The following is a 22,479-nucleotide window of genomic DNA, read 5'->3' on the forward strand; positions in this document are numbered from 1 at the left end:
GAGGTCGGCGAAGACGCTGGAGGTCTGGAAGGTGCGGCCCATGCCCAGGCGGGCGCGGCGGTGCGGTGCGTGTCGGGTCACGTCGGCGCCGGAGAGGCGGATGGTGCCGCCAGTGGGCTTGGTGAGCCCGGAGACCAGGTTGAACAGTGAGGTCTTCCCGGCGCCGTTGGGGCCGATCAGCGCGACGAACTCGCCCTCGCGGACGTCCATGGTGACGTGGTCGACGATGACGGCGCCGCCGACCGACCAGCTGACGTCCTCCAGGGCGAGGACGGGGGAGGGGACGGCGGGTGCGTCCGGCGCCGTCCCCGGCTCGGTGGGGTGGTCGGTCCCGGCGGTCGCGCCGGGGCCTGTGGGTTCAGCGGGTTCGGCAGTCATGGGTGAGGCACCGTTTCTCGGAGCGGTTGTCCGGGGGGTTCGCCGTTCGGGCGCCGCCGGGGTTCTTCACGTGGGTATGGCGCCGCAGGCGTCCGTCGAGGGTGGCGGGCGGGCGAGTCGAGCCGCGTGGCGAGGAACGAGCGACAGGCGAGGACGAGGATGAAGAATCCCTGCCTTCGGGGTGCCCGAACACGGTCCGAAGCGAAGCGGAGGACCCAAAAAACACTGCCTAGCCCGCCATCCCGGGCTCGACATCGGCGGCGGGGATCTCCGCGATGAGCTCGGGCCGCGCGTCCTCGCCCTCGCCGACCATCCGGACCTGGTACATGGGCTGGATGAGGGCGTGGTCGTCGGCACGCACGTGGAGCTCGCCCTTGACGCCGTCGAAGGTCCACCCCTCCAGGGCGTCGATCCGCTCCTGGGTGTCAGTTCCGGAGGAGGCGGCGTGCACGACCATCTGCGCGGCGGTGAAGCCGTCCGGGGTGAAGAGGTCGACCTCGCCGCCCGCCGCCTCGACGGTGCCGTGCATGATCTCGGCGACCTCGGTCTCCGCGGCCCCGTCGAAGTAGTGGGCGAGGAAGGAGATGCGGTCGCCCGCCTCGCCGAAGACGGGGTAGGACGGCTTGATGTCGAGTCCGGTGACGACCTCGGTGGAGTCGAGGACTCCCTGCTGGTCGAGGGCCTGCCACATGGCGGAGGCGGTCTCGCCCGCCCAGGCGACGAAGACCAGGTCCGGTTCGGCCTGGTTGACCTGCTCTGCGAAGGGGGTCAGATCGGTGCTGTCCGGCGGCGCGAGGACGCTGTCGACGGTGGCGCCCTCGGCTTCCAGGACCTCGGTGACGGTGGAGACGTTGGCCTGACCGAAGGCGTTCTGCTGGGCCAGCACGACCACGTTCGCACCGTCGGGGTCGTCGATGAAGGTGCTCGCGGTGAGGATGTCCTGGTAGGTCTGGCGGCCGGAGCGGAAAGTGTGGTCGTTGATTCCGGTGATGGCGTCGGTCGCGGCCGGCCCGGAGACGAAGAGCACGTCGTTCTGTTCGGCGAGCGGGGCGATCTGGACGGCGATACCGGAGGAGACGGACCCGGCGATGATGTCGTGCCCGGTGCCGATGAGCTCCCGCGCGGCGGAGACACCCGTGGCGGGGTCTCCGGCGTCGTCCATGAACTCGACCTCGACGGTGCGCCCGCCGATCTCCATGGTGCCGTTGGTGGCGTGGTCGATCCCGGCCTCGAAGCCCTGGCGGTACTGCTCCCCGTAACTGGCGAGGGGGCCGGTGGACGAGTAGACGATCCCGACGCGGAGGGGGCCGTCCTCCCCGCCTCCGGCGGTCTCGCCCGGGGTGCCGCAGGCGGTCGCGGCCAGGAGCACGGCGGTCGCGGCGATCACGGGGGTCTTGCGCATGGAACTCCTCCAGTCGGCACCCGCCTGCCCGACGTACCCGCCCGACCTGGGGGGATGGGGTGCCAACCCGAAGGTAGAGCCACGGTGATCCGATTCACATGTGGCGATGGGACACATTCGGCCGGGAACCGGTGTCGTGGGACGCCAGGGGGAGACCGGCGCTGGCGCTAGGAGTTGCCGTTCCCGTTGCCGTTCCCGTTGCCGCGCCCGGGGTTGTCCCTGCCGGGGCCGGGGCCGCCCCCGGAACCGTCACCCGAGTCGGTGTCGGGGACGGACTCGGAGTCGGCCGTGTCGTCCTCCTCGGACCCGGTGCCTGAGGACTCCTCCTCGGCGGGGCCGGTGGACACGGTGAGCGTCACGACGCCGTCCTCGGGGGCGGGTTCCCCGGTCGAGGTGTCCTGCTCGACGACCGTTCCGGCGGGCTCCGTGTCGCTGGGCTCCTCGACGATCCGTGCCTCCAGTCCGAGCTCCTCCAGTGCGGCGACCGCCTCAGCCCGGTCCATGCCGATCAGGTAGGGGACGACCGCGGGTGCGTCGGCCGACGGGGACGGGGACGGCTCCGGGTCCTCCTCCGACGTGGACTGGGCGGGGGAGGGCGGCGCGGAGGCCCCCGTTCCCGGCTCGTCGTCGGTATCCGGCACAAGTGCCCAGACCACAGCCGCGGCCAGGAGCGTCACGAGTGCCCCCGCGGCGATCAGGACCGGGAGGCGGCGCCACGGCGGCACGCCCTCCTCCGCCGGCCCGATTCCCGGGTCCGCCGGGACGTGACCCGGGACGTGACCCGGGGCGGGCGCGGGAGCGGCGAAGGGGACGGTCTCCGGATCCTCCTCGCGCACGGCGGGCGCCGCGGTCTCCGGAACGGCGGCCGGGGCGGCTCCGGGCGTGGCGCCCAGCACCTGCTCGACCAGGGCGAGGAACTGTCCCGCGTCCCTGGGGCGGTAGCGGGGGTTGGGATCGGTGGCGCCCGCGACCAGCATGTCCAGGTCGGGCGGCGCACCGGGGACGACCGAGGACGGACGCAGCGGACGATCGTCCTGTGCCGTGCTCACGTTGGTCATCAGGGCGTACAGCAGGACCCCGGCGGCGTACACGTCCGACCGGGTGTCGGCGACGGCCTCGCCCGGGACCCCCGGCAGCCCCGGGAGGCACGTGACACGGACGTTGCCGGCGTCGTCCAGGATCACCCGGTCCGTGTTCAGGGAGCCGTGGACGAGGCCCGCCCCGTGGAGCGCGCGGAGCGCGGAGAGCGCGTCCGCGACGACGGACAGCGCGTTTTGGGGGTCGTATCCGGCGCGGGGCCCGTATCCGGCGAGCACCTCGGCGACGGACACCCCCTCGACGCGCTCGGTGACGGCGTAGACGTGTTCTCCGTCGCGCCCCTGGCCGAGGACCCTGGCCAGGCCGGGGTGGGACACCGCGGCGAGCGCTTCGGCCCTGGCCAGGAACGCCTGCTCGGCGGCCGGGTCGGCGGCGAGTCGCGGGTGCAGGAGGCTGACGGTCACGGCCCGGTCCTCGGCCAGATCCCGCGCCTCGTGGGTGCTTCCCGCCGCGTCGGCGTCCAGGATCGGACCGAGTGCGAAACGTTCGTGCAGCACGGTGCCGGTGAGGAAGTCGGGGGATGGGGTCACGAGGGGATTCTATGCGGACGAAGATCCATCAAGCATGTTTCACCAGGCCGAATGTGGACACAGCCAACGCACTAGGCTCAGGATCGAACACCCCCTGTCACCCCCTGCGAGGCCACCGTGTCCCTTCCCCTCCCCGGAACCGCCGACGACCGTGCCGTCGGTGTCCTGCTGGGCGCCGCCTGTGGTGACGCCCTGGGCGTTCCCTACGAGTTCGGGCCGCCGCTGCCCGCCGACCGCGTCCCGGAGATGGTCGGCGGCGGGCTCGGCCCCTACGCACCGGGTGAGTACTCCGACGACACCCAGATGGCGGTCTGCGTCGCGGAGAGCCTGCGCGACCACGACGACCCCCTCGCTCCGGAGGCGCTGGCCGCGACCGCGCGGGCGTTCCTGAGGTGGCGGGCCGAGGGCGCCACCGACATCGGCAACCAGACAGCTCGGGTCCTGGGCGGGGCCGAACACGCCTGGCGGTCCGACGACGTCGCCCGGGTGATGACGGAGGGCGCGGCGGAGCTGCACGCGTCGGGCGTCCGCAGCGCCGGGAACGGCTCCCTCATGCGCACGGGCCCGCTCGCCCTGGCCTACCTCGACGATCCCTGGGGCCTGGCCGCGGCGGCGCGCCGGTACAGCGACCTCACCCACGGCGACCCACTGGCGGGGGAGGCCTGCGTCCTGTGGTGCGAGGGGGTGCGCCACGCGGTGGTCGACGGCGATCTGGCGGGCGTCCGTGCGGGCCTGAACCTGCTTCCGGAGGACCGGCGCGACGCATGGTCGGGGTGGTTGGGCGAGGCCGAGGAGCGGCCGCCGCACGCGTTCGGCGACAACGGGTTCGTCGTCCGCGCCCTCCAGGCCGCGTGGTCGGCGATCACCCACGAACCGGACGGGTTCACGGGCGCTCTGCGAGCGGCGGTCCGGGCCGGGAACGACACCGACACCGTGGCGGCGATCGCCGGTGCGCTGCTCGGCGCCCGGTGGGGCGCCGGGGAGATCCCCGGGGAATACGTGTCCGCCGTGCACGGGTGGCCTGGATACCGGGCCGAGGGGTTGGCCGGACTGGCGTTGGCGGTCACCCGTCGGCACGGCTGATCCTCGCGGACCGGGATGCGAAATCATGGCTGCGAACCCGACACACACCCCCGAGGAGTGACCATGCTCGGCCGCATCGACTGGACGACGCCCGACGACCACCCGGACCTGCTGGCCGCACCGGTGCGTGCGGTGACGAAGGGTCTGGCGGAGGAGGTCCGGGTGGCCGCCATCGACCCCGACCTGGCGGACACCGCGGCGTTCTGTGAGCGTTACGGGGTGCCGCTGGAGGCGAGCGCCAACTGCGTCGTGCTGGCGGCCAAGCGCGGCGGTGAGGTGACGTACGCGGCGTGCGTGGTGCTCGCGACCCAGCGCGCCGACGTCAACGGAGCGATCCGCCGCCACCTGGGCGCCCGCAAGATCTCCTTCGCCCCGATGGACGAGGCCACCGGGCTGACCGGCATGGAGTACGGCGGCATCACCCCGTTCGGTCTGCCGGACGGGTGGCCGCTGCTCGTGGACGAGGCCGTCGCCGACACACCGCACGTGGTGGTGGGGAGTGGGCTTCGCCGGTCCAAACTGCTGGTGCCGGGAGCGCTGCTGGGAGAACTGCCGGGCGTGCGTGTCATGCCGCTGACCAGGTGACCTCCTCTCACCCGAACCCGGAACCCGGAACCCGGATCGGGAAGTCGATATGTCGACAAAATGACACATCGTTTGGGCGCTTCGCTCCCGGTTTGATGACACGGGCGAGATGTCCGAAACCCTGGGGCGAACCGGGTTCGGACATCATCCGACCAGGGACTATTTACTGAACGATCGGTCTGTAATACTGTGCCGAGAGACGCACAGCCCGAGGAGAGGACCGTCAGGTGTCCCACACACTGGAGAGCTACGCACTGGGATCGTGGTTCACCCCCGAGGACGAGGGCGCGCCGCTGGCCGACGCGAACACAGGGGAGACCGTCGCCCGGATCTCGGCCAACGGACCCGACGTCGCCGCGATGATCGACTACGCGCGCCGCGTGGGCGGGCCCGCCCTGCGCGCGCTCACGTTCCACCAGCGCGCGCTCATCCTCAAGGAACTCGCCACCTACCTCACCGGGCACAAGGACGAGTTCTACGCCCTGTCCCACCGCACCGGGGCCACGAGGCGCGACACGATGGTCGACGTCGACGGCGGTTTCGGCACGCTCTTCAGCTTCTCCAGCAAGGGGCGGCGCGAGCTGCCCAACTCGACGGTCGTCCTCGACGGGCCCCTGGAGCCGCTGGGCCGGAAGGGCACCTTCGTCGGCCAGCACGTCTACACCTCCCGCCCGGGCGTGGCCGTGCAGATCAACGCCTTCAACTTCCCCGTCTGGGGCATGTTGGAGAAGCTCGCGCCGGCCTTCCTCGCCGGGATGCCCAGCATCGTCAAACCAGCGGGCCAGACGTCCTACCTGACCGAGGCGGTCGTACGGCGCATGGTCGAGTCCGGGCTTCTGCCGGAGGGTTCCCTCCAGCTCCTCGTGGGCACGCACCGGGGGCTGCTCGACAACCTCGGCCCGCAGGACATCGTCGGCTTCACCGGTTCCGCCGCGACCGGCGCCCTGCTGCGCGAACATCCGAACGTCGTGCGCGGCGGAGTCCAGCTCAACGTCGAGGCCGACTCGCTGAACTGCTCGATCCTCGGCCCGGACGTCCGCGTGGAGGACCCCGAGTTCGACCTGTTCGTCAAGCAGGTCGTCACGGAGATGACGGTCAAGGCGGGGCAGAAGTGCACCGCCATCCGCCGGGTGATCGTCCCCGAACCGATGGCCGACGCCGTCACCGAGGCCATCTCCGACCGCCTGTCCGCGGTGGTGGTCGGCGCCGCTGACCGCGAGGACGTGCGCATGGGTCCGCTGGCCACGCTCGACCAGCGCGCCGAGGTGCGCAAGGCGGTCAAGGCACTCCTCGCCTCCGCCGACGTCGTCCACGGCGACCCGGACGAGGTGGAGGTCGTGGGCGCGGACGCCGAGGCGGGCGCGTTCATGTCGCCGATCCTGCTGCGTGCCCGGCCCGACGCCGGCGAGCCGCACGAGGTGGAGGCGTTCGGCCCCGTCAGCACCGTGATCACCTACGACGGGGTGGCCCAGGCGGTGGAGCTGGCCGCGCGCGGCACCGGAAGCCTGGTCGGTTCGGTCGTCACACACGACCCCGACGTGGCACGGGAGATCGTGCTCGGGCTGGCCCCGTGGCACGGGCGGATCCTCGTCCTCGACCGCGACGACGCCAAGGAGTCCACCGGGCACGGCTCTCCGCTGCCGATGCTGGTGCACGGCGGCCCGGGCCGCGCGGGCGGTGGCGAGGAGATGGGCGGTGTGCGCGGCGTCAAGCACCACATGCAGCGCACGGCGATCCAGGCCTCGCCGGACATGGCGACCGCGATCACCGGGCACTGGACCACCGGCTCCAGGCGCGACGTGGGCGAGGTGCACCCGTTCCGCAAGAACCTCGCGCAGCTGCGGATCGGTGACACGATCTCCTCCGCCGATCGGACGGTCACGCGGGAGGACATCGACCACTTCGCGGAGTTCACCGGGGACACCTTCTACGCGCACACCGACGAGGAGGCGGCCGCGGCCAACCCGCTGTTCGGCGGGATCGTGGCCCACGGGTACCTGGTGGTCTCACTGGCGGCGGGGCTGTTCGTCGACCCGGACCCGGGCCCGGTGCTGGCCAACTTCGGCGTGGACAACCTGCGCTTCCTCACCCCGGTCAAGGAGGGGGAGACCATCCGCGTCCAGTTGACCGCCAAGCAGATCACCCCGCGCGCGAACGCCGACTACGGCGAGGTCCGCTGGGACGCGCTGGTCACCAACGAGCGTGACGAGCCGGTCGCCACCTACGACGTGCTCACCCTGGTCGCCAAGGGCGACGAGTAGACGTGTAGCCGGATCGGCATGTCGACAAAGCGCCCCGTCGCCGTGGAGACACGGGGACGGGGCGCGTCGCCGTTCGGAGAAGGCGGCACGAAAGTCGGTTCGCCGGACCGGTTCAGGCCCGCGAGTCTAGAGTTGTCCGTATGCCGCTTTCGCGCTTCACGGTACAGAACTACCGGTGTTTCCCCACCGAGCAGGAGATCGAGCTGGGGAAGATCACCGTCGTGCTCGGACAGAACAACTCGGGCAAGAGTGCCCTGGTGAGGGCGCCCCTGGTGATGTCCACTGGACTGCGCAGGAGTCTAGATCCATCCACCCCCTCTGGCCTTCCTCTCGACCTCGAACGTCTAGGGGAGGGAGCACCCACGTTCCGCGACCTTGTCCACGGTCAGCGGCCTCACCAACGGATCAGGTTCACGATGGACCTGATCGACCGGGAGGGCATGTCGGGAACCGTGAAAGTATCCCTCCAGGACGTCGATGAATGGCAGGCACAGGTCGTCGACAGGATAACCCTCCACAAGGGAAATCACAGCGTGTCCCTCAGGTGGCTTCCAAACCCTGACAACCCGTGGGGGCGCATACAGGAATACGAGATTCAACAGGGCACTGAAGTCACCAATGAACGCGTAAGATTCATAGGACTTCAACCCAGATCTACGCTTACCTTCGATAACAGAAAAGAAACCCACCTGCCTGACTTCGGAGGGCTTTTTCTTGGTTTCGACCAGATTCGCTATCTGGGGCCATTCAGAACGCGACCAGGCAGGGTGCGCCGTCTACCTTCACGTGCCCCTCGAACCGTGGGCGCCACCGGTGAGGACGCTCTCGACATCCTGGCTAACGACGTGGTGCGAGGTCAGGGAAGGGTCCTGCGCGCCCTCAACCGGATTCTCTCCGAGAACATCCCCGGTTGGACAGTGGGCATCACCGACCACGAGATCGGGATGTACTCCGTTCACCTGACCTCAACCCATGACCCTTCCGTTCAGGTCAGTCTGGGGGATGCGGGTACGGGCGTCGTCCAGATGCTGCCCGTCCTGGTACAGCGGGCCCTCGACGAGGTCAACAGGTCTCCCCTCGGGGACGTCTTGGAGATCGTCGAGGAGCCGGAACTCCATCTCCACCCTTCGGCACACGCGGACGTCGCGGATCTGTTCATCTCAGCGGCCACACGAAGCAGGCGTGTCCGCTTCCTCATCGAGACGCACAGTGAGACGTTCCTCCTGAGGATCAGGCGGCGCATCGCCGAGGGCAGACTGAACCCGGACGACGTCTCCCTCTACTTCGTGGAGCATGCGAACGGGGCTGGCGAGGCCAGGCGCATCGGTATCGACCGGCTGGGCAACCTGGACTACTGGCCGTCCGGCGTGTTCACGGAGGATTTCGAGGAGACCAGGGCTCTCGCCCAAGCGCAGTCCGGACGTTTGGGGTCGCATGCTCGTTGAGGTCGATTCGGCCGTCTTCGCCGAGAACACGAACGCGCTCAACGTCATCAGGCTCTTCGACCTCTTCATCCGGGACGTCCACGAATGGTCCGCGGACATCTCCCAGATCGACCCCGTGGACGAGTTCTTCGGGGAACACGTCCCGGTCATGCGGGACACCTACCGCAGTATCGCGATGAAGTCCGTCGCGGCGTCCTCATGGCGGTCCGTCGACAGACCTCTTGTACGGGTGGAAGGGGGGACCCTGGACGACCATCTCCACGACCTCTCCCGACCAGCCGTCCTGTTGGTCGAGAACGACTCCTCTGACAAGTCCTTCCTCCGGGCCATCGCCTTGGTCCTTCGGGCCGACGACATCCTCACCGCCATCAAAGAGCGCAATCTCGACATCCGCAACGGCGGTGGCAAGCACGATGCTGGGAGGCAGGCACGGGAGCAGCGGGACGAGTTCCGGCTCATCCCCCGGGTCGCCCTCCTGCTCGACAGCGACCGGATGCATCCGAACGCGGTCACCAAGTGCCACCGCATCGCCGACCAGGCGCGCGAGTTCGATGTGAAGGCCCACGTCCTGGAGTTCCGCGAGTCGGAGAACTACGTGCCCAACCGGGTCCTGGCCCAGAGTGGACACCACCGAAGGATGGCCGAGACCAGCCGACGGCTCGAAGCTCTGAAGGAGCTGACTCCCCGACAGCGCGCGTACTTCGACATGAAGGACGGTTTCAAGAGGACTCCGGGAAAACCACTGGAACCCGATCCAACCCATGAGGGGCTCTTCGACGATGTCCCGCAGAGGACCTTGATGAGGCTCAGCAAGGGCTTCGGTAAGAACCTGACAGAGAAGATGGAGACACTGGCCTCGCAGGGACGGGTCACGGAGTCCGATCTGGCAGTGCTCGGGGAGGATGTAGTGCAGGAGCTGCACCGCATCCTCGACATGCTTCGCACAATCGTCTGAAGGTGGCCGCGATGGATAACAGAGGTGTTCTGGGCGCCGCCACGGAGGGGCGCACTCTGGAGGAGATCCTGGGGTGGATCGACAGGGGAGAGCTACGCCTTCCCGAGTTCAGCCGCCCCTTCGTCTGGGGTCCTGAGCAGCGGCTCGACCTCTTCGAGAGCGTTGAGCGTAACTTCCCCATCGGAAGCGTCATCATCCTCGAGACAACCGACGATCTGCCCAGCCTCCCGGACTTCGCCGGTGTACGACTTCCGGACACGACTGAAGTAGAGGGCGTCTTCTACCTGTTGGACGGGCACCAGAGACTGGCCACGCTGTACGGCGGACTACGGCGTCGCGCGAACGATCATGAGACTGTTGGGCAAGACGCTCCGTGGCGCGTGTACCGGGAACTCGGAGCCTCCGGTCAATCAGGCAACCTGTACCGGCGCTGGGAGAGCGAGGCTCCCGTCCCCACACACTTCCTCCCGATGAGCGCGGTGCTCCGGACGATGGACTTCCTGGCCTTCGCCCGTGAACTCGATTCCCACCGGCAGGACCTCCCAGTGGACGAACTCATCAGCGAGGCGGAGGAGATCGCCCAGCGGTTCAAGTCCTACCGGCTGCCCGTGGTGCGCCTGAGAGGCGGCAGTCTCGGTCAGGCAATGAGAGTCTTCCAGCGCCTCAACAGTAGCGGCCGGTCACTGACGAAGGACGAGATCCGACGGGCCTCGACCTGGGGACCTGAGAGCTGTCCGACCTCTGCCGAACGGATTTCCCAGGGCGACGAGTAGACGTGTAGCCGGATCGGCATGTCGACAAAGCGCCCCGTCCCCGTGGAGACACGGGGACGGGGCGCGTCGCCGTTCGGGCGGGGCGAGGTCAGCTCCCCGCTCCGGCCCGCCGGGCGGGGAACCCGTGGACGCGGGCGGCCAGCGCCACGACCAGCACCGGGGCCAGGAGCACTGGCAGGCTCCACGGCAGGGCCAGCGGTCCGAGACGGGCGAGCAGCACGCCACCCGCCACTCCGCCGCCCGCCATCGCCACGTTCCACAGGGTGACGAGCACGGACTGCGCGGTGTCGGCGGCCTCGCCGCCCGCGTCGGTCACCGCGGTCTGGAGGAGGGTGGGGACACCGCCCCAGCCCAGCCCCCACAGCACCACCGCGGCGTACACCGGTACGGCTCCACCGGACAGGACCGCGAGAGCGGTGGCCGCGGCGGCGACCAGGAGGACGCTGGCCACGATGAGCGCGCGCGGTCTACGGTCGATGTGCACGCCGACGACCCAGACGCTCACGAGGGACGCCGCGCCGAAAAGCAGCAGGACGAGGTCGACGGAGTCGCCCAGCCCGACGCCGCCCAGGAACGCGGCCACGTAGGTGTGGAGGATCGTGTGCGCGAGGACGAAGACCAGGGTGACGAACAGGACCGGCGCCACCCCGGGGACGGCGAGGGCGGGCGCCACGGGGGTCCGGGCGCCCGGTTCCCGGCCGGGCCGGTCGGGCCGGTCGGGGACGAGGGCGAGGATCCATCCGACGAGGACGACGGTGAGCACGGTCATCAGGGCGAAGGTCAGCCGCCAGCCCGCGACGGAGCCGAGGAAGGTACCCGCGGGCACGCCCAGGGACAGCGCGACCGGGATGCCCGCCATGACGAGCGCGATCGCCCTGCCCTGGAAGTGGTCGGGCACCATGCGGCGCGCGTAGCCCGCCAGCATCGCCCAGGCCAGTCCGGCCGCCACCCCCGCGACGAACCGGGCCGCCATGGTGAGGAGGCAGTCGGTGGAGACCGCCGTGACGGTGTTGGCGAGCGCGAACGCCACGACGGCCGTCAGCAGCAGCCGTTTGCGCGGCCATCGCGCCGTGGCCGCGGTCAGCGGGATCGCCGTGAGCGCCGTGCCGAGCGCGTAGATCGTGACGGACTGCCCCCGGCGGCTACTCAGGTACTACGAGGAACAGGACCTGATCCGGCCCCGGCGCCTGCCCAACGGCTACCGCGACTACGACCCCCGCCTCGTGGACCGGGTCCTCCAGATCAGGGGGCTCCTCGACGCCGGGCTCCCCACCCGGTTGATCCGGCAGATCCTCCCGTGCCTGGACCGGCCCAGGTCCATCCACTTCCCCGACGCCACCCCGGAGATGATCGCGCTGCTCGAACACGAGCGCGACCGTATGGACCAGCGCATCGCGTGCCTGTCCAGGAACAGGGACGCGATCTCCGAGTACCTGGAGGTCGTGCGCGACGGCGACCCGCCGCGGGGGTGAGGGGCCGCCGCGGCGGGCGGGGCCGCGTGGACGGCCCCCGGCCTCGGTGTCGACACGACGACAGAGCGCCTCGGCGACACGTGGACTCGGCGACGTGCGGACATACGAACGGCGCCCCGGGGTGCCGACTCCCCGGGACGCCGTTCGGGTCGGGTGACGTCACAGGACGGCGATGGCCTTCGCGGGGTTCTCCATGGCGTCGGCGACCACGCGCATGAAGCCCGCCGCCGTGCCGCCGTCGCAGACGCGGTGGTCGAAGGCGAAGGACAGCTGCGTGATCTTGCGGGCGGTCAGCTCGCCGTCCACGATCCACGGGCGGTCCATGATCCGGCCCAGACCGAGGATGGCGACCTGCGGGTGGTTGATGATCGCGGCGCTGCCGTCCACCCGCAGCGAACCGTAGTTGTTCAGGGTGAACGTGCCGCCGGTCATCTCCGCCGGGGTGGCCTTCCCCTCACGGGCGGCGGCGGTGAGCCGCCGGATCTCCGCGTCGAGCTCGGTCGTGGTCATCCGGTGCGCGCCCAGGACGGCGGGAGCGACCAGGCCCCGGTCGGTCTGGACGGCCAGGCCCAGGTTCACGCCGTCGTACTGGACCAGTTCGCCGCGTTCGGTGTCGACCAGGCCGTTGAGCTCCGGGTGGGCGCGCAGCCCCGCGAGGACGAAGCGCGCCACGTAGGAGAGCAGGCCGGGCCCCTCGGGGTCGGACTGGCGCAGACGGACCAGTTCGGTGGCGTCCACGTCCACCCAGACGGTGGCCTCGGGGATCTCCCGGCGGCTGCGGGACAGGGACTCGGCGACGGCCTTGCGGAACCCCGTCATCGGGACGCGCCGCGACTCGGCCAGCCCGGTGCGCGGATCGGTGCCGCCCGAATCGACCGGAACGGGCGCGGTGGCCGGGGTCGGCTCAGCCGGGACCTTCGCGGCCTCGATCGCGGCGCGCACGTCGGCCCGGGTGATCAGCCCGCCGGGGCCGCTGCCGGTGACCGAGGAGATCGCCAACCCGGCCTCGCGGGCCATCTGGCGGACCAGCGGTGAGGTCACCAGCGGCGGACGGGTGGTGGCCGCCGGGGCGGGTTCGGGAGCCGTGGCCCGGGACGGCGCCGCCGGAACGGCCGACCGGTCGCGCGGCCTGCGGCGGCGCCCGCTCGCCTGGTGTTCGGGGGTGCCGTAGCCGATGAGCACGTTGCCCGAACCGGTTCCGGCGCGCTCCTCCTCCCGGTAGCGCTCACCCTCGGGGGAGGCCACGGCCGCCCCCTCCGGGGCGGCCCCCGGCTCCGGCGCGACGGCCTCGGCCGCCACCCCGTCGTCCACGCTGATCAGCGGCGTGCCCACGGCGAGGACGGCACCCTCCTCGCCGTGCAGCTCACTGACCGTTCCGGCGAACGGCGACGGGACCTCCACGATCGACTTCGCGGTCTCCACCTCGGCCACGGGCGCGTCCACGGCCACGGTGTCGCCGACGGCGACCAGCCAGCGCACCACCTCGGCCTCGGTGAGGCCCTCGCCGAGGTCGGGAAGGTCGAAGGTCCGGATACTCACTGGTCCTCCCACTGGAGGTCGTCGACGGCGTCCAGGATGCGGTCCACGCTGGGCAGCTGGAAGCGCTCCAGCTTCGGCGGCGGGTAGGGGATGTCGAAACCGGTGACGCGGCGGACCGGCGCGGCCAGCGAGTGGAAGCAGCGCTCGGTCACCCGGGCGGTGATCTCGGAGGCGACGCTGGCGTATCCGCTCGCCTCGGCGACCACGACCGCCCTGCCGGTGGAGCGCACCGCCTCGCACACGGTCGCGTCGTCGAACGGGACGAGCGAGCGCACGTCGACCACCTGGAGGCTGCGGCCCTCCTGCGCGGCGGCCTCCGCCGCCTCCAGCGCGGTGGGCACCGAGGGGCCGTAGGCGATGAGGGTGGCGTCGGTGCCGGGACGGCGGACGACGGCGGTGCCGATACCCGGTTCGGGCGCGGTGAGGTCGACCTCCTCCTTCCCCCAGTACAGCTTCTTCGGTTCGAGGAAGACCACCGGGTCCGGGGAGGCGATGGCCTCGCGGAGGAGGAAGTAGGCGTCGGCGACGGTGGACGGGGCGACCACGGTCAGGCCGGGCGTGTGCGCGTAGTAGGCCTCGGAGGAGTCGCAGTGGTGCTCGACGCCGCCGATCCCGCCCGCGTAGGGGACCCGGATGACCATCGGCAGCCCGACCCGCCCCCGGGTGCGGTTGCGGGTCTTGGCGACGTGGCTGGCGATCTGTTCGAAGGCCGGGTAGGCGAAGGCGTCGAACTGCATCTCGACCACGGGGCGCATCCCGTTCATCGCCATGCCCACGGCCATGCCCACGATGCCGGACTCGGCGAGCGGGGTGTCGAAGCAGCGGTGTTCGCCGAACTCGGCGGTCAGACCGTCGGTGATCCGGAAGACGCCGCCGAGCGGACCGACGTCCTCACCGAAGACGTACACGGTCTCGTCCTCGGCCATGGCGTCGCGCAGCGCCTGGTTGAGCGCCTGGGCCATGGTGAGCTTGGTGGGGTCCGTCGCCATGTCAGTGGCCCTCTCTGCTCAGTTCGTCGGCCAGGAAGGCGGCCTGCTCGGCCAGCTGGGGGGTGGGGGAGGAGAACACGTGGGCGAACAGCTCGGAGGGCTCGGGGTCGGTGTCCTCGGCCAAGCCCTCGCGCATGGCCGCGGCCACGGCCTCGGCGCGCTCGGTGATCTCCGCCCGGCGGGCCTTGGTGAGCGCGCGCTTGCGCTTCAGGAAGGCCTCCATACGCAGCAGGGGGTCGCGGGCCACCCACGGATCGACCTCCTCGTCGCTGCGGTAGCGGGAGGCGTCGTCGGCGTTGGTGTGCGCCTGCATCCGGTAGGTGTGCGCCTCGACCAGCTGGGGCCCGTCCCCGGAACGGGCGGAGGCGACCGCGCGGTCGAGGACGGAGAGCACCGCCGCGGCGTCGTTGCCGTCCACACGGTGGCCCGGCACCCCGTAGCCGACGCCCTTGTGCGCGAGGGAGGGGGCGGCGGTCTGCCGGGCCAGGGGCACGGAGATCGCGTACTCGTTGTTCTGCACGAAGAAGACGACGGGGGCCCGGAAGACCGCGGCGAAGTTGAGCGCCTCGTGGAAGTCGCCCTCGCTGGTGGCGCCGTCGCCGCACAGGGCCATGACGACGGTGTCCTCACCGCGCAGGCGGGCCGCGTGGGCGACGCCGACGGCGTGCAGGAGCTGGGTGGCCAGCGGAGTGGCCTGGGGGGCGACCCGGTGGGCGTAGGGGTCGTAACCCGCGTGCCAGTCACCCTTGAGGAGGGTGAGCACCTCGACCGGGTCCACACCGCGCGCGATGACCGCCGCCGTGTCTCGGTAGGTGGGGAAGAGCCAGTCGCCGTCGGCCAGGGCGAGGGCCGCACCGGTCTGGCAGGCCTCCTGCCCGTGCGAGGAGGGGTAGACGGCCAGACGCCCCTGACGGACGAGGGCCCCGGCCTGGTCGTTGACGCGGCGGCCGATCACCAGGGAGGCGTACGCGTCGAGGAGGCGGTCCGTGTCGGGGAACGGCAGGGCCGCGCCGGGCACGCGCCGCCCGGTCTCGTCGAGCAGCCGCAGTGGCCGCTCGGAGGGAAGAAGGTCCTGGCCACCAGCCATGCTCCAACCTCCAGGCTCGGGGTGAGGTGTACAGAAACATGGTGGTCTTTGTGGCCATATGTTCGCTAGTTCGCCGAAAAACTCGAGAAGATGTCGCATACTTGGCGACATCTGTACACATTTCGTCCAGACATGTGACCTGGAGCACCGATCCTGGCAGACGAGTGGCCAGGGTCACGTTCTGTGAGAGGAGGTGACCCGTGCGGCGTAGGGTGGATCGGTGCCGTGGCGGCCCCACCTGCGCGGACCCCGGCACCATCCACACGACCGGGACGCAGGGGGAGATCCGTGAGCGACGAGCGCGAGAACCTGACCTACGAACTCTTCGGCACCGCGATGCGCGAGCTGGCGCGCACCATCGCCGACGACGGATTCGAGCCGGACATCATCCTGTCCATCGCGCGCGGAGGGCTGTTCGTCGCGGGCGGTCTCGGGTACGCGCTCGACGTCAAGAATCTCCACGTGATGAACGTCGAGTTCTACACGGGTGTGGGCACGACGCTCGACATGCCCGTCATGCTGCCGCCGGTGCCCAACGTCGTGGACCTGAGCAGCAAGAAGGTACTGGTCGCCGATGACGTCGCCGACACCGGCAAGACGCTCAAGCTCGTGCACGACTTCTGCGCCGAGCACGTCGCCGACGTACGCAGCGCGGTGATCTACGAAAAGCCCCAGTCCCTGGTCAAGTGCGAGTACGTATGGAAGTACACCGACCAGTGGATCAACTTCCCCTGGTCCGTGCGGCCCCCGGTCGTCACCCGTGAGGGCCAGGTCCGCGACGCCTGAGCACCCGGTCCGGCCGCACGAGCGCGCGGATCAGACGATCCGCTGACCCCCAACCGGTCGACGAGCGCGTCCGCGTCAGCCGAGCGGGCCGCGAAGTCCGCTGTCCCGGGCGGCCCTCAGGCGTTCGCCCAACCAGGGCGGCGTGTGCACCGGATCCCGGGGGAAGTACCGCGCGTCCAGCGCGTAGCTGAGGGCCGGTGGCGGAAGGGTGAAGTCCGGTTCGCCCTCGCGGTCGTAGGTGATCCGCCAGCCCGAGGAACGCTCCAGTACGAGTTCCACCCGGAACCAGGTGCCCCGCCCTGGCGCGTAGGAGGCCGAACGCAGAGCGGCCATCACCGGGCGGACCCCGGGCGGCGGACCGGTCCGGCGGTCCCCCTCCGGCCCGGTGACCGTCAGTGTCCCGCCCGCGTAGCCGACCAGGGCCCGGTAGGTGAGTGTGAGACGTGACCACTCCCCGGCCACGGCCCCACTCAGGAGGGAGGCGACGTCGTCGATGAGCGCCGCGCGTCCACCCGGCCCCAGCTGGAGGGGCGGGACACTGGGCCGCCCCTGCGGTCCGGGCCACGGGGGCGACAGGAGCGCCTGGTCGTCCAGCAGGTCCGCCCAGGCGGGACGCCAGTCGTGCGAACGCGCCGCCATCTCCGCGCGCAGACCGGCCAGGTCCGCCACCATGCCCGTGGGGTGGCCCGCGCCCCAGGAGGGCCAGTGGTCGTGGGCGCGCTCCAGATGCGCGCCGTCGCGGGTGACGGCCGCCCGGAGGAACAGCCACCGGCCGTGTTCCGGATCGGCCTCGTCCTCCCGAAGCCGCAGCATCAGCTCCGGGACACCGGAGGACACGGGCGGCTCTCCGCCGCCCTCCCGCACCAGAGTCCAGGGGCGGAGGGCGCCGAACACGAGCACACACGCGTCGTCCCCGTCCAGCACACGGCCGCGGATCCGGTTGACGAGGGCGGTGGCCGCGGCGGCGGGGGCGGGGGCGGGCCGGGGCCGTTCCGCTCCGGAGCGCATGGCGTCGCCGACGAGCAGCCCCCACTCGTCCGCCCCGACCGACGGAAGCCCGCCCGAAGCGGGACCGCCCCGCCCGGCGGCGACTTCGGGGACATCACCTCCGGTCAGTCCCAGGAACCGGGCGGTGTCCAGGGCACGCTCGGGGTCAGCGCCGTTCACCGCCGCGAGCACGGCGGGCACGGTCGCGGCGTCCACGGTCCGGTCCTCAGCCCTTCGCACGAGGTCGCGGACCACGCCACGGCCCGTACGCCCGTTGGAGAGGCCGGCCACCAGGTCGGCGATCCCGTCGACGGCGGCCTCGTGGTCGGCGAACCGGCCGACGGCGCCAGCCAGGCCGTCGTCGTCCCAGTCGTCGGGGTAGGCCACCCGCGACCATTCCCCGTCCCACCAGTAGACGAAGTCCGCTCCGGACCGGCGCGCACGGCCCAGCCAGTCCCACGGAAGCCAGTCGGGGGCGCCCCCGAGCGGGTCCACGGGGCGCCGGTGCCCGCTCGCGGGAGAACTCGCGTGGTCGTTGCCGAGCAGCATGGCCCGCCCGCCCTCGACGAGGACCAGGCGGAATCCGTCTCCCCGACCGCCGACCACCAGGGCGCCGTCCGCCGCCGTGCACTCCCCCTGCCCGCCGGTACAGCCCACGCACACCACCGCGAGTGCCCCGCCCCTGGCCCAGAGGTCGGCCGGCGGCGGCAGGTCGGACGGCAGTCCGGGCCGGTGGAACCGCATCATCGGTCCTCTCCGCGCGGGAGCGCTGTGAACTCCGGTTTCACGTGAAACATCACGTGCCCGACGCCTGTTCCTGCGCCCCGGGTGGACATGGCGAGGACACGACATGACGGCGGAACGACATGGCGACCAGTCGACATGACGACGGGGCGGTGGTCGTCCTCCGGCCAGCGCCCCGTACGGCCACCCCGCCCGGAGGCGGAGGGCCGTCTCACACCGAGGTCCGCTCACCCACGTGCAGGTCGACGCCCTTCGGCTCCTTGACGAGTGACACCGCGACGAAGGAGACCACCGAGGCCGCCACGATGTAGGCGCCGATGGTCCACGAGGCCTGGAACCGATCCAGCAGCAGTTCCGCGATCATCGGGGCGAACGCGCCGCCGATGATCGCACCCACCGCGTAACCGATCGAGACACCGGAGTAGCGGATCGCGGCCGGGAACATCTCCGCGTACAGCGCCGCCTGCGGGCCGTAGCTCAGCCCCATGCCGAGGGTGAACACGAAGACCGCGGCGGTGTAGGCGCCGATGCTCCGCGTGTCGATGAGCAGCCACATCGGCACCGACCAGACCGCCAGCATGACGTAGCCGATCTGGAAGGTGCGCACACGGCCGATCCGGTCGCTGAGCCACCCGCCGTACAGCGTGGACACGAGCCAGCCGAACGAGGCGAACACGGTCGCCAGCAGCACGGGGCCGCGCTCCATTCCCAGGCCGAGCTCCGCCTCGGGACGGGACGCGTAGGTGGCGATGAAGGCGATGACCAGGTATCCGGCGGCGTTGTTGGCCAGGAAGATCAGGGCGGACAGGACCACCTCGCGGGTGTTGCCCTGGAAGAGCCGACGCAGCGGAGTGGCCGCGGTGGCGCTGAGCTCCCGCATCGACCGGAAGACGGGGGACTCCTCGACGGACTTGCGGATCAGGTGACCGACGATGATGAGCAGGAAGGACAGCAGGAAGGGGATGCGCCAGCCCCACTCCGCGAAGGCGTCGGCACCGACGATCGCGGTGATCAGCCAGACGACGAAGGTCGCGAGGATCATCCCGCAGGGCACGCCGATCTGCGGGTAGGCGCCGAAGAGGCCCCGCCTGGTGGTCGGCGCGTGCTCGACCGACATCAGCGCGGCGCCACCCCACTCACCGCCCGCGGAGAACCCCTGGAGCACACGCAGGGTGATGAGCAGGACGGGGGCGACCACACCGACCTGCGCGTAGGTGGGCAGCACGCCGATGAGGCAGGTGGACAGCCCCATCATCACGAGGGTGCCGACGAGGACCCGTTTGCGACCGAGCCGGTCGCCGAGGAAGCCGGCGACGACGGCGCCCAGGGGCCGGAAGAGGAACGAGATGCCGATGGTGGCGAAGGACAGGACCTGGGCGGTTCCGGGGCTGGCCTCGGACAGGGGCGCGAGGAACAGCGGAGCGAGGACGATTCCGGCCGCCTGCGCGTAGATGAAGAAGTCGTACCACTCGATGGTGGTGCCGACCATCGTTCCGGCGAGGACGCGGCGTCTCTCCCGTCGTTCGGCGGTGGGGCCCGCTGGTGCGACCTGGGGGTCGGAAGATGCCATGGGGGTACTCCGTTTGCTCTCGACCGGCCCGCTCGGGACCGGATCTGACCATCGGACCCGCGATCGGTCAACACCGGACGAGTCCGAGGACACCATGTCATGTGACTCAATCCACTTTTTAAGAGGGGTGGGTCTTTTTCCAGCTCGATGGCCATGAACTGACCGAACGGTCGGTGAGTGCTCGGAAGCACCGCGCCATCGCGCCAGGAAAGTCCCTGATCGGAGCGGTGGGTGGTGGGGAGCGGTGGCGCCAGCGGAGGCCGGGGGCCGACAGCGGGACGGCGCGGGTCGGCCCACCGGCGACGGAGGGACCGGGCGGCGACCCGAAGAAATCCGACCCCGGAGGGAACCGGTGGCTTGGTCAACAGCAATAGACCACTTAGGTAAACAAAACATCCCATTTGCCACCATTGCCACGAATCACTCCATACCCGCTCTCCGGGAGTGAGCCACAGCGGCGTGGGCCGTGCCCAGGGTGTCGTCACCCGGTGGGGCCCATCGAGATTCTTGGGGAGGATCATTTGCACGCGGAGCTCAGTCGGATCGATGCCGCGGACGTGCTGGAACTCCGGTTCGCGGCCGAGGAGGAGCTCGGGGCCGGTCTGGCCCTGCTACGGGACGGGGCCGACGGGGACTCGGTCCCGATCCCGGACGTCGAACGGGAGGGCAGGGTCCTCCGCGCCCGTCTCGCCGACCTCCCGCTGGAGGACGGAACCTGGAACGTGGTGTCGATCGACCGCTCGGGACGCCCGGCGCCGGTCCTGACCCGCGACTCCGGTCTCAGCCTCAGCGGCAGGTTCGACTACGTACGCCAGCGACGCACCCGTGACCTGCGCACGATCCGCGACCCACGGGGGCGTTTGCGGCTCGTGACGTCCAGTGTCACCCCGTACGCGGAGGTGGAGTGGGTGGAGGTCGGCACCGACACGATCACCGTCTCGGGCTTTTTCGCCTACACCGCCGGCGGGGACGGCGCCGCGGTCGGCGAGGTCGTCGCCCGTCAGCGGAGCCTCGACGGTGTCGTGACCGCTCCCGCCGCGCTTGACGGCGACGCCTTCCGCTGCGCGATCCCGCTGGAGCCGATCGCGGGCGCGCACGAGCCCGAGCGCAAGCACAACGAGTGGGACCTGTGGCTCAGAACGCCCGACGACCGGGCGGAGCTGCGCCTCGCCTCGCACGCCGACGACGTCGTCGGCAAGAAGGGCAAGGTCGTCTTCGCCCGGGCGGACCTGGCCGGAGGGGGCGGTGACGGCGGACCCGCGGTGCGGATCCGGCCCTACTACACCGTCAAGGACGAGTTCTCCCTCCTGGCGACCGAGCGGAACGAGGCCTCCGCGTGAAGATCGCCTTCCTCATCGCCAACGGCTACGCGATGGGCGGAACGATCCGCACGGTCTACAACCTCGCCGAGGGGTTGTCCGCCCACCACGAGGTGGAGATCGTCAGCCTGGTGCGGCACACCGACACCCCGTTCTTCCCCCTCCCCGAAGGGGTGGGGCTGCGTGCCCTGTCCACGACCGGAGTCGCCGAGAAGACGTTCCACAGGCTGCCCGGCCCGGCCAGCCTCCGCTACCGCGAGCGCACCATCTCCCGGCTCGTCACCGGAACGGAGGCCAAACGGGCGAACTTCTTCACCGCGCGATCGTTGTCCGCGCTCCGCCGGTACCTGCGGGAGACCCGGGCCGACGTCGTCATCGGAACCCGTCCCGGCCTCAACCTCCTCCTGTCCCAGTGGGCGCCGGACCGTGTACTCGCCATCGGCCAAGAGCACGTCAACCTGGGGAACCACTCCGACGAACTGCGTGAGGCCGTCACGCGCCACTACCCCCGCCTCGACGGGATGACCGTCCTGACGGAGGCGGACCGGTCGGCCTACCGGGACCTGCTCGACGCCGCACCGGAGTGGCTGGCCGCGGTACCCAACCCCCTGCCCGCGCGCGACTACCCTCGGTCGACCCAGGACAACCCGATCATCGTCGGGGCCGGACGCATGGCCCCCGTCAAGCAGTACCCCAAGCTCATGGAGGCGTTCGCGGTCGTCGCGCACAAGCACCCCGAGTGGCGGCTGCGCATCTACGGCGGTGGGAAGCTGGACAAGAAGCTGCGCAAGAAGATCGTCGAACTGGGGCTGAGCAACCAGGTCACGCTGATGGGGCGGACCAAGGACCTCACCGGGGAGCTGGCGAAGGCCTCGCTGCTCGCGGTCAGTTCCCGTGTGGAGGGGTTCGGGATGACGATCATCGAGGGCTTCTCGGTGGGCGTCCCGGCGGTCAGCTTCGACTGCCCGCACGGGCCGGGGGAGATCATCGAGGACGGACGCAACGGACTGCTCGTCCCCGACCAGGACGTGGACGCGCTCGCCGCCGGTCTGCTGCGGCTGGTCGAGGACCGGGACGAGCGGCTGCGCATGGGGGAGGAGGCGGTTCGGTCGGCCGCCTCCTACGCCATGGAGCCCGTCATCGAGCGCTGGAACGCGTTCCTGGCCGAGCGGCTCGCCGCCAAGGAGGCCGGGCGGCGCTCCCGGCGTGTCCGTCCGGCGGGACCGAGCGAGGTCGTCGCCTGAACCGAGCAACGCACCGGCCGCCTCCGCTCACGGAGGAGACGGCCGGTGCGTGCTGGTGCCCCGGTCCCGGTCCCGGCCCCGGCGGGCGAAGGTGTCAGTCCTCGGCCGCCGTTCCCGGATCCGACGTGGCCTCGGCCGCGTCCTCCCGGGCCCCGGCACCCTGTTCCCCGGTCCGCGCGGCCTCCTGCGGAGCCTCCGTGACGGCGGCGATCGACTCCGCGAGCCGCCCACC

General features: G+C 70.8%; 19 protein-coding genes. 10 read left to right on the forward strand and 9 right to left on the reverse strand.

From position 1 onward, the window contains the following. From D471_RS0127530 to D471_RS36550, 3 genes are all read right to left on the reverse strand, one after another. A partial coding sequence (locus D471_RS0127530; protein ID WP_017601599.1) for an ATP-binding cassette domain-containing protein occupies positions 1-378 on the reverse strand: 378 nt, incomplete at its 3' end. 229 nt (positions 379-607) lie between these two features. Further along, on the reverse strand, positions 608-1,780 hold the full coding sequence (locus D471_RS0127535) for a substrate-binding domain-containing protein (RefSeq protein ID WP_017601600.1): 1,173 nt from the start codon (positions 1,778-1,780) through the stop codon (positions 608-610). 167 nt (positions 1,781-1,947) lie between these two features. After that, the gene (locus D471_RS36550; protein WP_051059267.1) at positions 1,948-3,408 is read right to left on the reverse strand and encodes a PASTA domain-containing protein; all 1,461 of its coding nucleotides are present in this window, start codon (positions 3,406-3,408) and stop codon (positions 1,948-1,950) included. Between the two features lie 117 nt (positions 3,409-3,525). Here D471_RS36550 and D471_RS0127545 point away from each other — a divergent pair, with 117 nt between their 5' ends. From D471_RS0127545 to D471_RS36555, 6 genes are all read left to right on the forward strand, one after another. Next, complete coding sequence (locus D471_RS0127545; RefSeq protein ID WP_017601601.1) at positions 3,526-4,491, forward strand: ADP-ribosylglycohydrolase family protein; 966 nt, start codon at positions 3,526-3,528, stop codon at positions 4,489-4,491. Between the two features lie 63 nt (positions 4,492-4,554). Further along, positions 4,555-5,076: a YbaK/EbsC family protein gene (locus D471_RS0127550; protein WP_017601602.1), complete on the forward strand. Its 522-nt coding sequence runs from the start codon at positions 4,555-4,557 to the stop codon at positions 5,074-5,076. Between the two features lie 227 nt (positions 5,077-5,303). Beyond that, positions 5,304-7,337: a phenylacetic acid degradation bifunctional protein PaaZ gene (paaZ, locus tag D471_RS0127555; RefSeq protein WP_017601603.1), complete on the forward strand. Its 2,034-nt coding sequence runs from the start codon at positions 5,304-5,306 to the stop codon at positions 7,335-7,337. Between the two features lie 140 nt (positions 7,338-7,477). Continuing rightward, positions 7,478-8,782 (forward strand): AAA family ATPase, encoded by a 1,305-nt coding sequence (locus tag D471_RS38820; RefSeq protein ID WP_026128132.1) that lies wholly within the window; start codon positions 7,478-7,480, stop codon positions 8,780-8,782. Beyond that, on the forward strand, positions 8,772-9,737 hold the full coding sequence (locus D471_RS0127565) for a hypothetical protein (RefSeq protein WP_017601606.1): 966 nt from the start codon (positions 8,772-8,774) through the stop codon (positions 9,735-9,737). The genes D471_RS38820 and D471_RS0127565 overlap by 11 nt, the downstream gene beginning before the upstream one ends. An 11-nt stretch (positions 9,738-9,748) precedes the next feature. Next, the gene (locus tag D471_RS36555) at positions 9,749-10,510 is read left to right on the forward strand and encodes a DUF262 domain-containing protein (RefSeq protein ID WP_017601607.1); all 762 of its coding nucleotides are present in this window, start codon (positions 9,749-9,751) and stop codon (positions 10,508-10,510) included. Between the two features lie 88 nt (positions 10,511-10,598). On the opposite strand, the gene D471_RS36560 is transcribed toward D471_RS36555, so the two are convergent. Further along, the gene (locus tag D471_RS36560) at positions 10,599-11,660 is read right to left on the reverse strand and encodes an MFS transporter (protein WP_083924351.1); all 1,062 of its coding nucleotides are present in this window, start codon (positions 11,658-11,660) and stop codon (positions 10,599-10,601) included. On the opposite strand from D471_RS36560, the gene D471_RS0127580 reads away from it, so the two are divergent. Beyond that, a complete protein-coding gene (locus tag D471_RS0127580) occupies positions 11,632-11,982 on the forward strand; it encodes a MerR family transcriptional regulator (protein WP_017601610.1) in 351 nt (116 codons plus the stop codon). The two genes, D471_RS36560 and D471_RS0127580, sit on opposite strands and share 29 nt — an antisense overlap. 159 nt (positions 11,983-12,141) lie before the next feature. Here the strand turns inward: D471_RS0127580 and D471_RS0127585 are convergent, their stop codons facing one another. The 3 genes from D471_RS0127585 to pdhA are packed head-to-tail and all read right to left on the reverse strand — an operon-like array spanning position 12,142 to position 15,597. Next, positions 12,142-13,521, reverse strand: coding sequence for a dihydrolipoamide acetyltransferase family protein (locus D471_RS0127585; RefSeq protein WP_017601611.1), 1,380 nt, complete (start codon positions 13,519-13,521; stop codon positions 12,142-12,144). Then, positions 13,518-14,510 (reverse strand): alpha-ketoacid dehydrogenase subunit beta, encoded by a 993-nt coding sequence (locus D471_RS0127590; protein ID WP_017601612.1) that lies wholly within the window; start codon positions 14,508-14,510, stop codon positions 13,518-13,520. Before D471_RS0127590 ends, D471_RS0127585 begins: the two co-directional genes overlap by 4 nt. Position 14,511: 1 nt before the next feature. After that, a complete protein-coding gene (pdhA, locus tag D471_RS0127595; protein ID WP_017601613.1) occupies positions 14,512-15,597 on the reverse strand; it encodes a pyruvate dehydrogenase (acetyl-transferring) E1 component subunit alpha in 1,086 nt (361 codons plus the stop codon). Positions 15,598-15,885: 288 nt separating this feature from the next. Between pdhA and D471_RS0127600 the strand changes: the two genes are divergently transcribed. Beyond that, positions 15,886-16,383, forward strand: a complete 498-nt coding sequence (locus D471_RS0127600; RefSeq protein ID WP_017601614.1) for a phosphoribosyltransferase — start codon at positions 15,886-15,888, stop codon at positions 16,381-16,383. Positions 16,384-16,458: 75 nt separating this feature from the next. On the opposite strand, the gene D471_RS37915 is transcribed toward D471_RS0127600, so the two are convergent. Next, complete coding sequence (locus tag D471_RS37915; protein ID WP_017601615.1) at positions 16,459-18,117, reverse strand: hypothetical protein; 1,659 nt, start codon at positions 18,115-18,117, stop codon at positions 16,459-16,461. A 208-nt stretch (positions 18,118-18,325) separates the two neighbouring features. Then, the gene (locus D471_RS0127610; RefSeq protein ID WP_026128134.1) at positions 18,326-19,684 is read right to left on the reverse strand and encodes an MFS transporter; all 1,359 of its coding nucleotides are present in this window, start codon (positions 19,682-19,684) and stop codon (positions 18,326-18,328) included. Between the two features lie 521 nt (positions 19,685-20,205). Between D471_RS0127610 and D471_RS0127615 the strand changes: the two genes are divergently transcribed. Together D471_RS0127615 and D471_RS0127620 are read left to right on the forward strand one after the other, a co-directional pair. Then, a complete protein-coding gene (locus D471_RS0127615) occupies positions 20,206-21,024 on the forward strand; it encodes a hypothetical protein (protein ID WP_017601617.1) in 819 nt (272 codons plus the stop codon). Further along, entirely contained in the window at positions 21,021-22,247 is a 1,227-nt protein-coding gene (locus D471_RS0127620; RefSeq protein ID WP_017601618.1) for a glycosyltransferase family 4 protein, read from the forward strand. The genes D471_RS0127615 and D471_RS0127620 overlap by 4 nt, the downstream gene beginning before the upstream one ends. Positions 22,248-22,479 lie beyond the last annotated feature (232 nt).

Origin of the sequence: Nocardiopsis lucentensis DSM 44048, assembly GCF_000341125.1 — a bacterium.
Lineage (GTDB): Bacteria > Actinomycetota > Actinomycetes > Streptosporangiales > Streptosporangiaceae > Nocardiopsis > Nocardiopsis lucentensis.

What these genes read in the sequence shown, in the direction of transcription:
- D471_RS0127535 (WP_017601600.1), bottom strand. Translation starts at nt 1,780, where the DNA reads ATGCGCAAGACCCCCGTGATCGCCGCGACCGCCGTGCTCCTGGCCGCG.
- D471_RS0127550 (WP_017601602.1), top strand. Translation starts at nt 4,555, where the DNA reads ATGCTCGGCCGCATCGACTGGACGACGCCCGACGACCACCCGGACCTG.
- D471_RS38820 (WP_026128132.1), top strand. Translation starts at nt 7,478, where the DNA reads ATGCCGCTTTCGCGCTTCACGGTACAGAACTACCGGTGTTTCCCCACC.
- D471_RS0127565 (WP_017601606.1), top strand. Translation starts at nt 8,772, where the DNA reads ATGCTCGTTGAGGTCGATTCGGCCGTCTTCGCCGAGAACACGAACGCG.
- D471_RS36555 (WP_017601607.1), top strand. Translation starts at nt 9,749, where the DNA reads ATGGATAACAGAGGTGTTCTGGGCGCCGCCACGGAGGGGCGCACTCTG.
- D471_RS0127590 (WP_017601612.1), bottom strand. Translation starts at nt 14,510, where the DNA reads ATGGCGACGGACCCCACCAAGCTCACCATGGCCCAGGCGCTCAACCAG.
- pdhA (WP_017601613.1), bottom strand. Translation starts at nt 15,597, where the DNA reads ATGGCTGGTGGCCAGGACCTTCTTCCCTCCGAGCGGCCACTGCGGCTG.
- D471_RS37915 (WP_017601615.1), bottom strand. Translation starts at nt 18,117, where the DNA reads ATGATGCGGTTCCACCGGCCCGGACTGCCGTCCGACCTGCCGCCGCCG.
- D471_RS0127610 (WP_026128134.1), bottom strand. Translation starts at nt 19,684, where the DNA reads ATGGCATCTTCCGACCCCCAGGTCGCACCAGCGGGCCCCACCGCCGAA.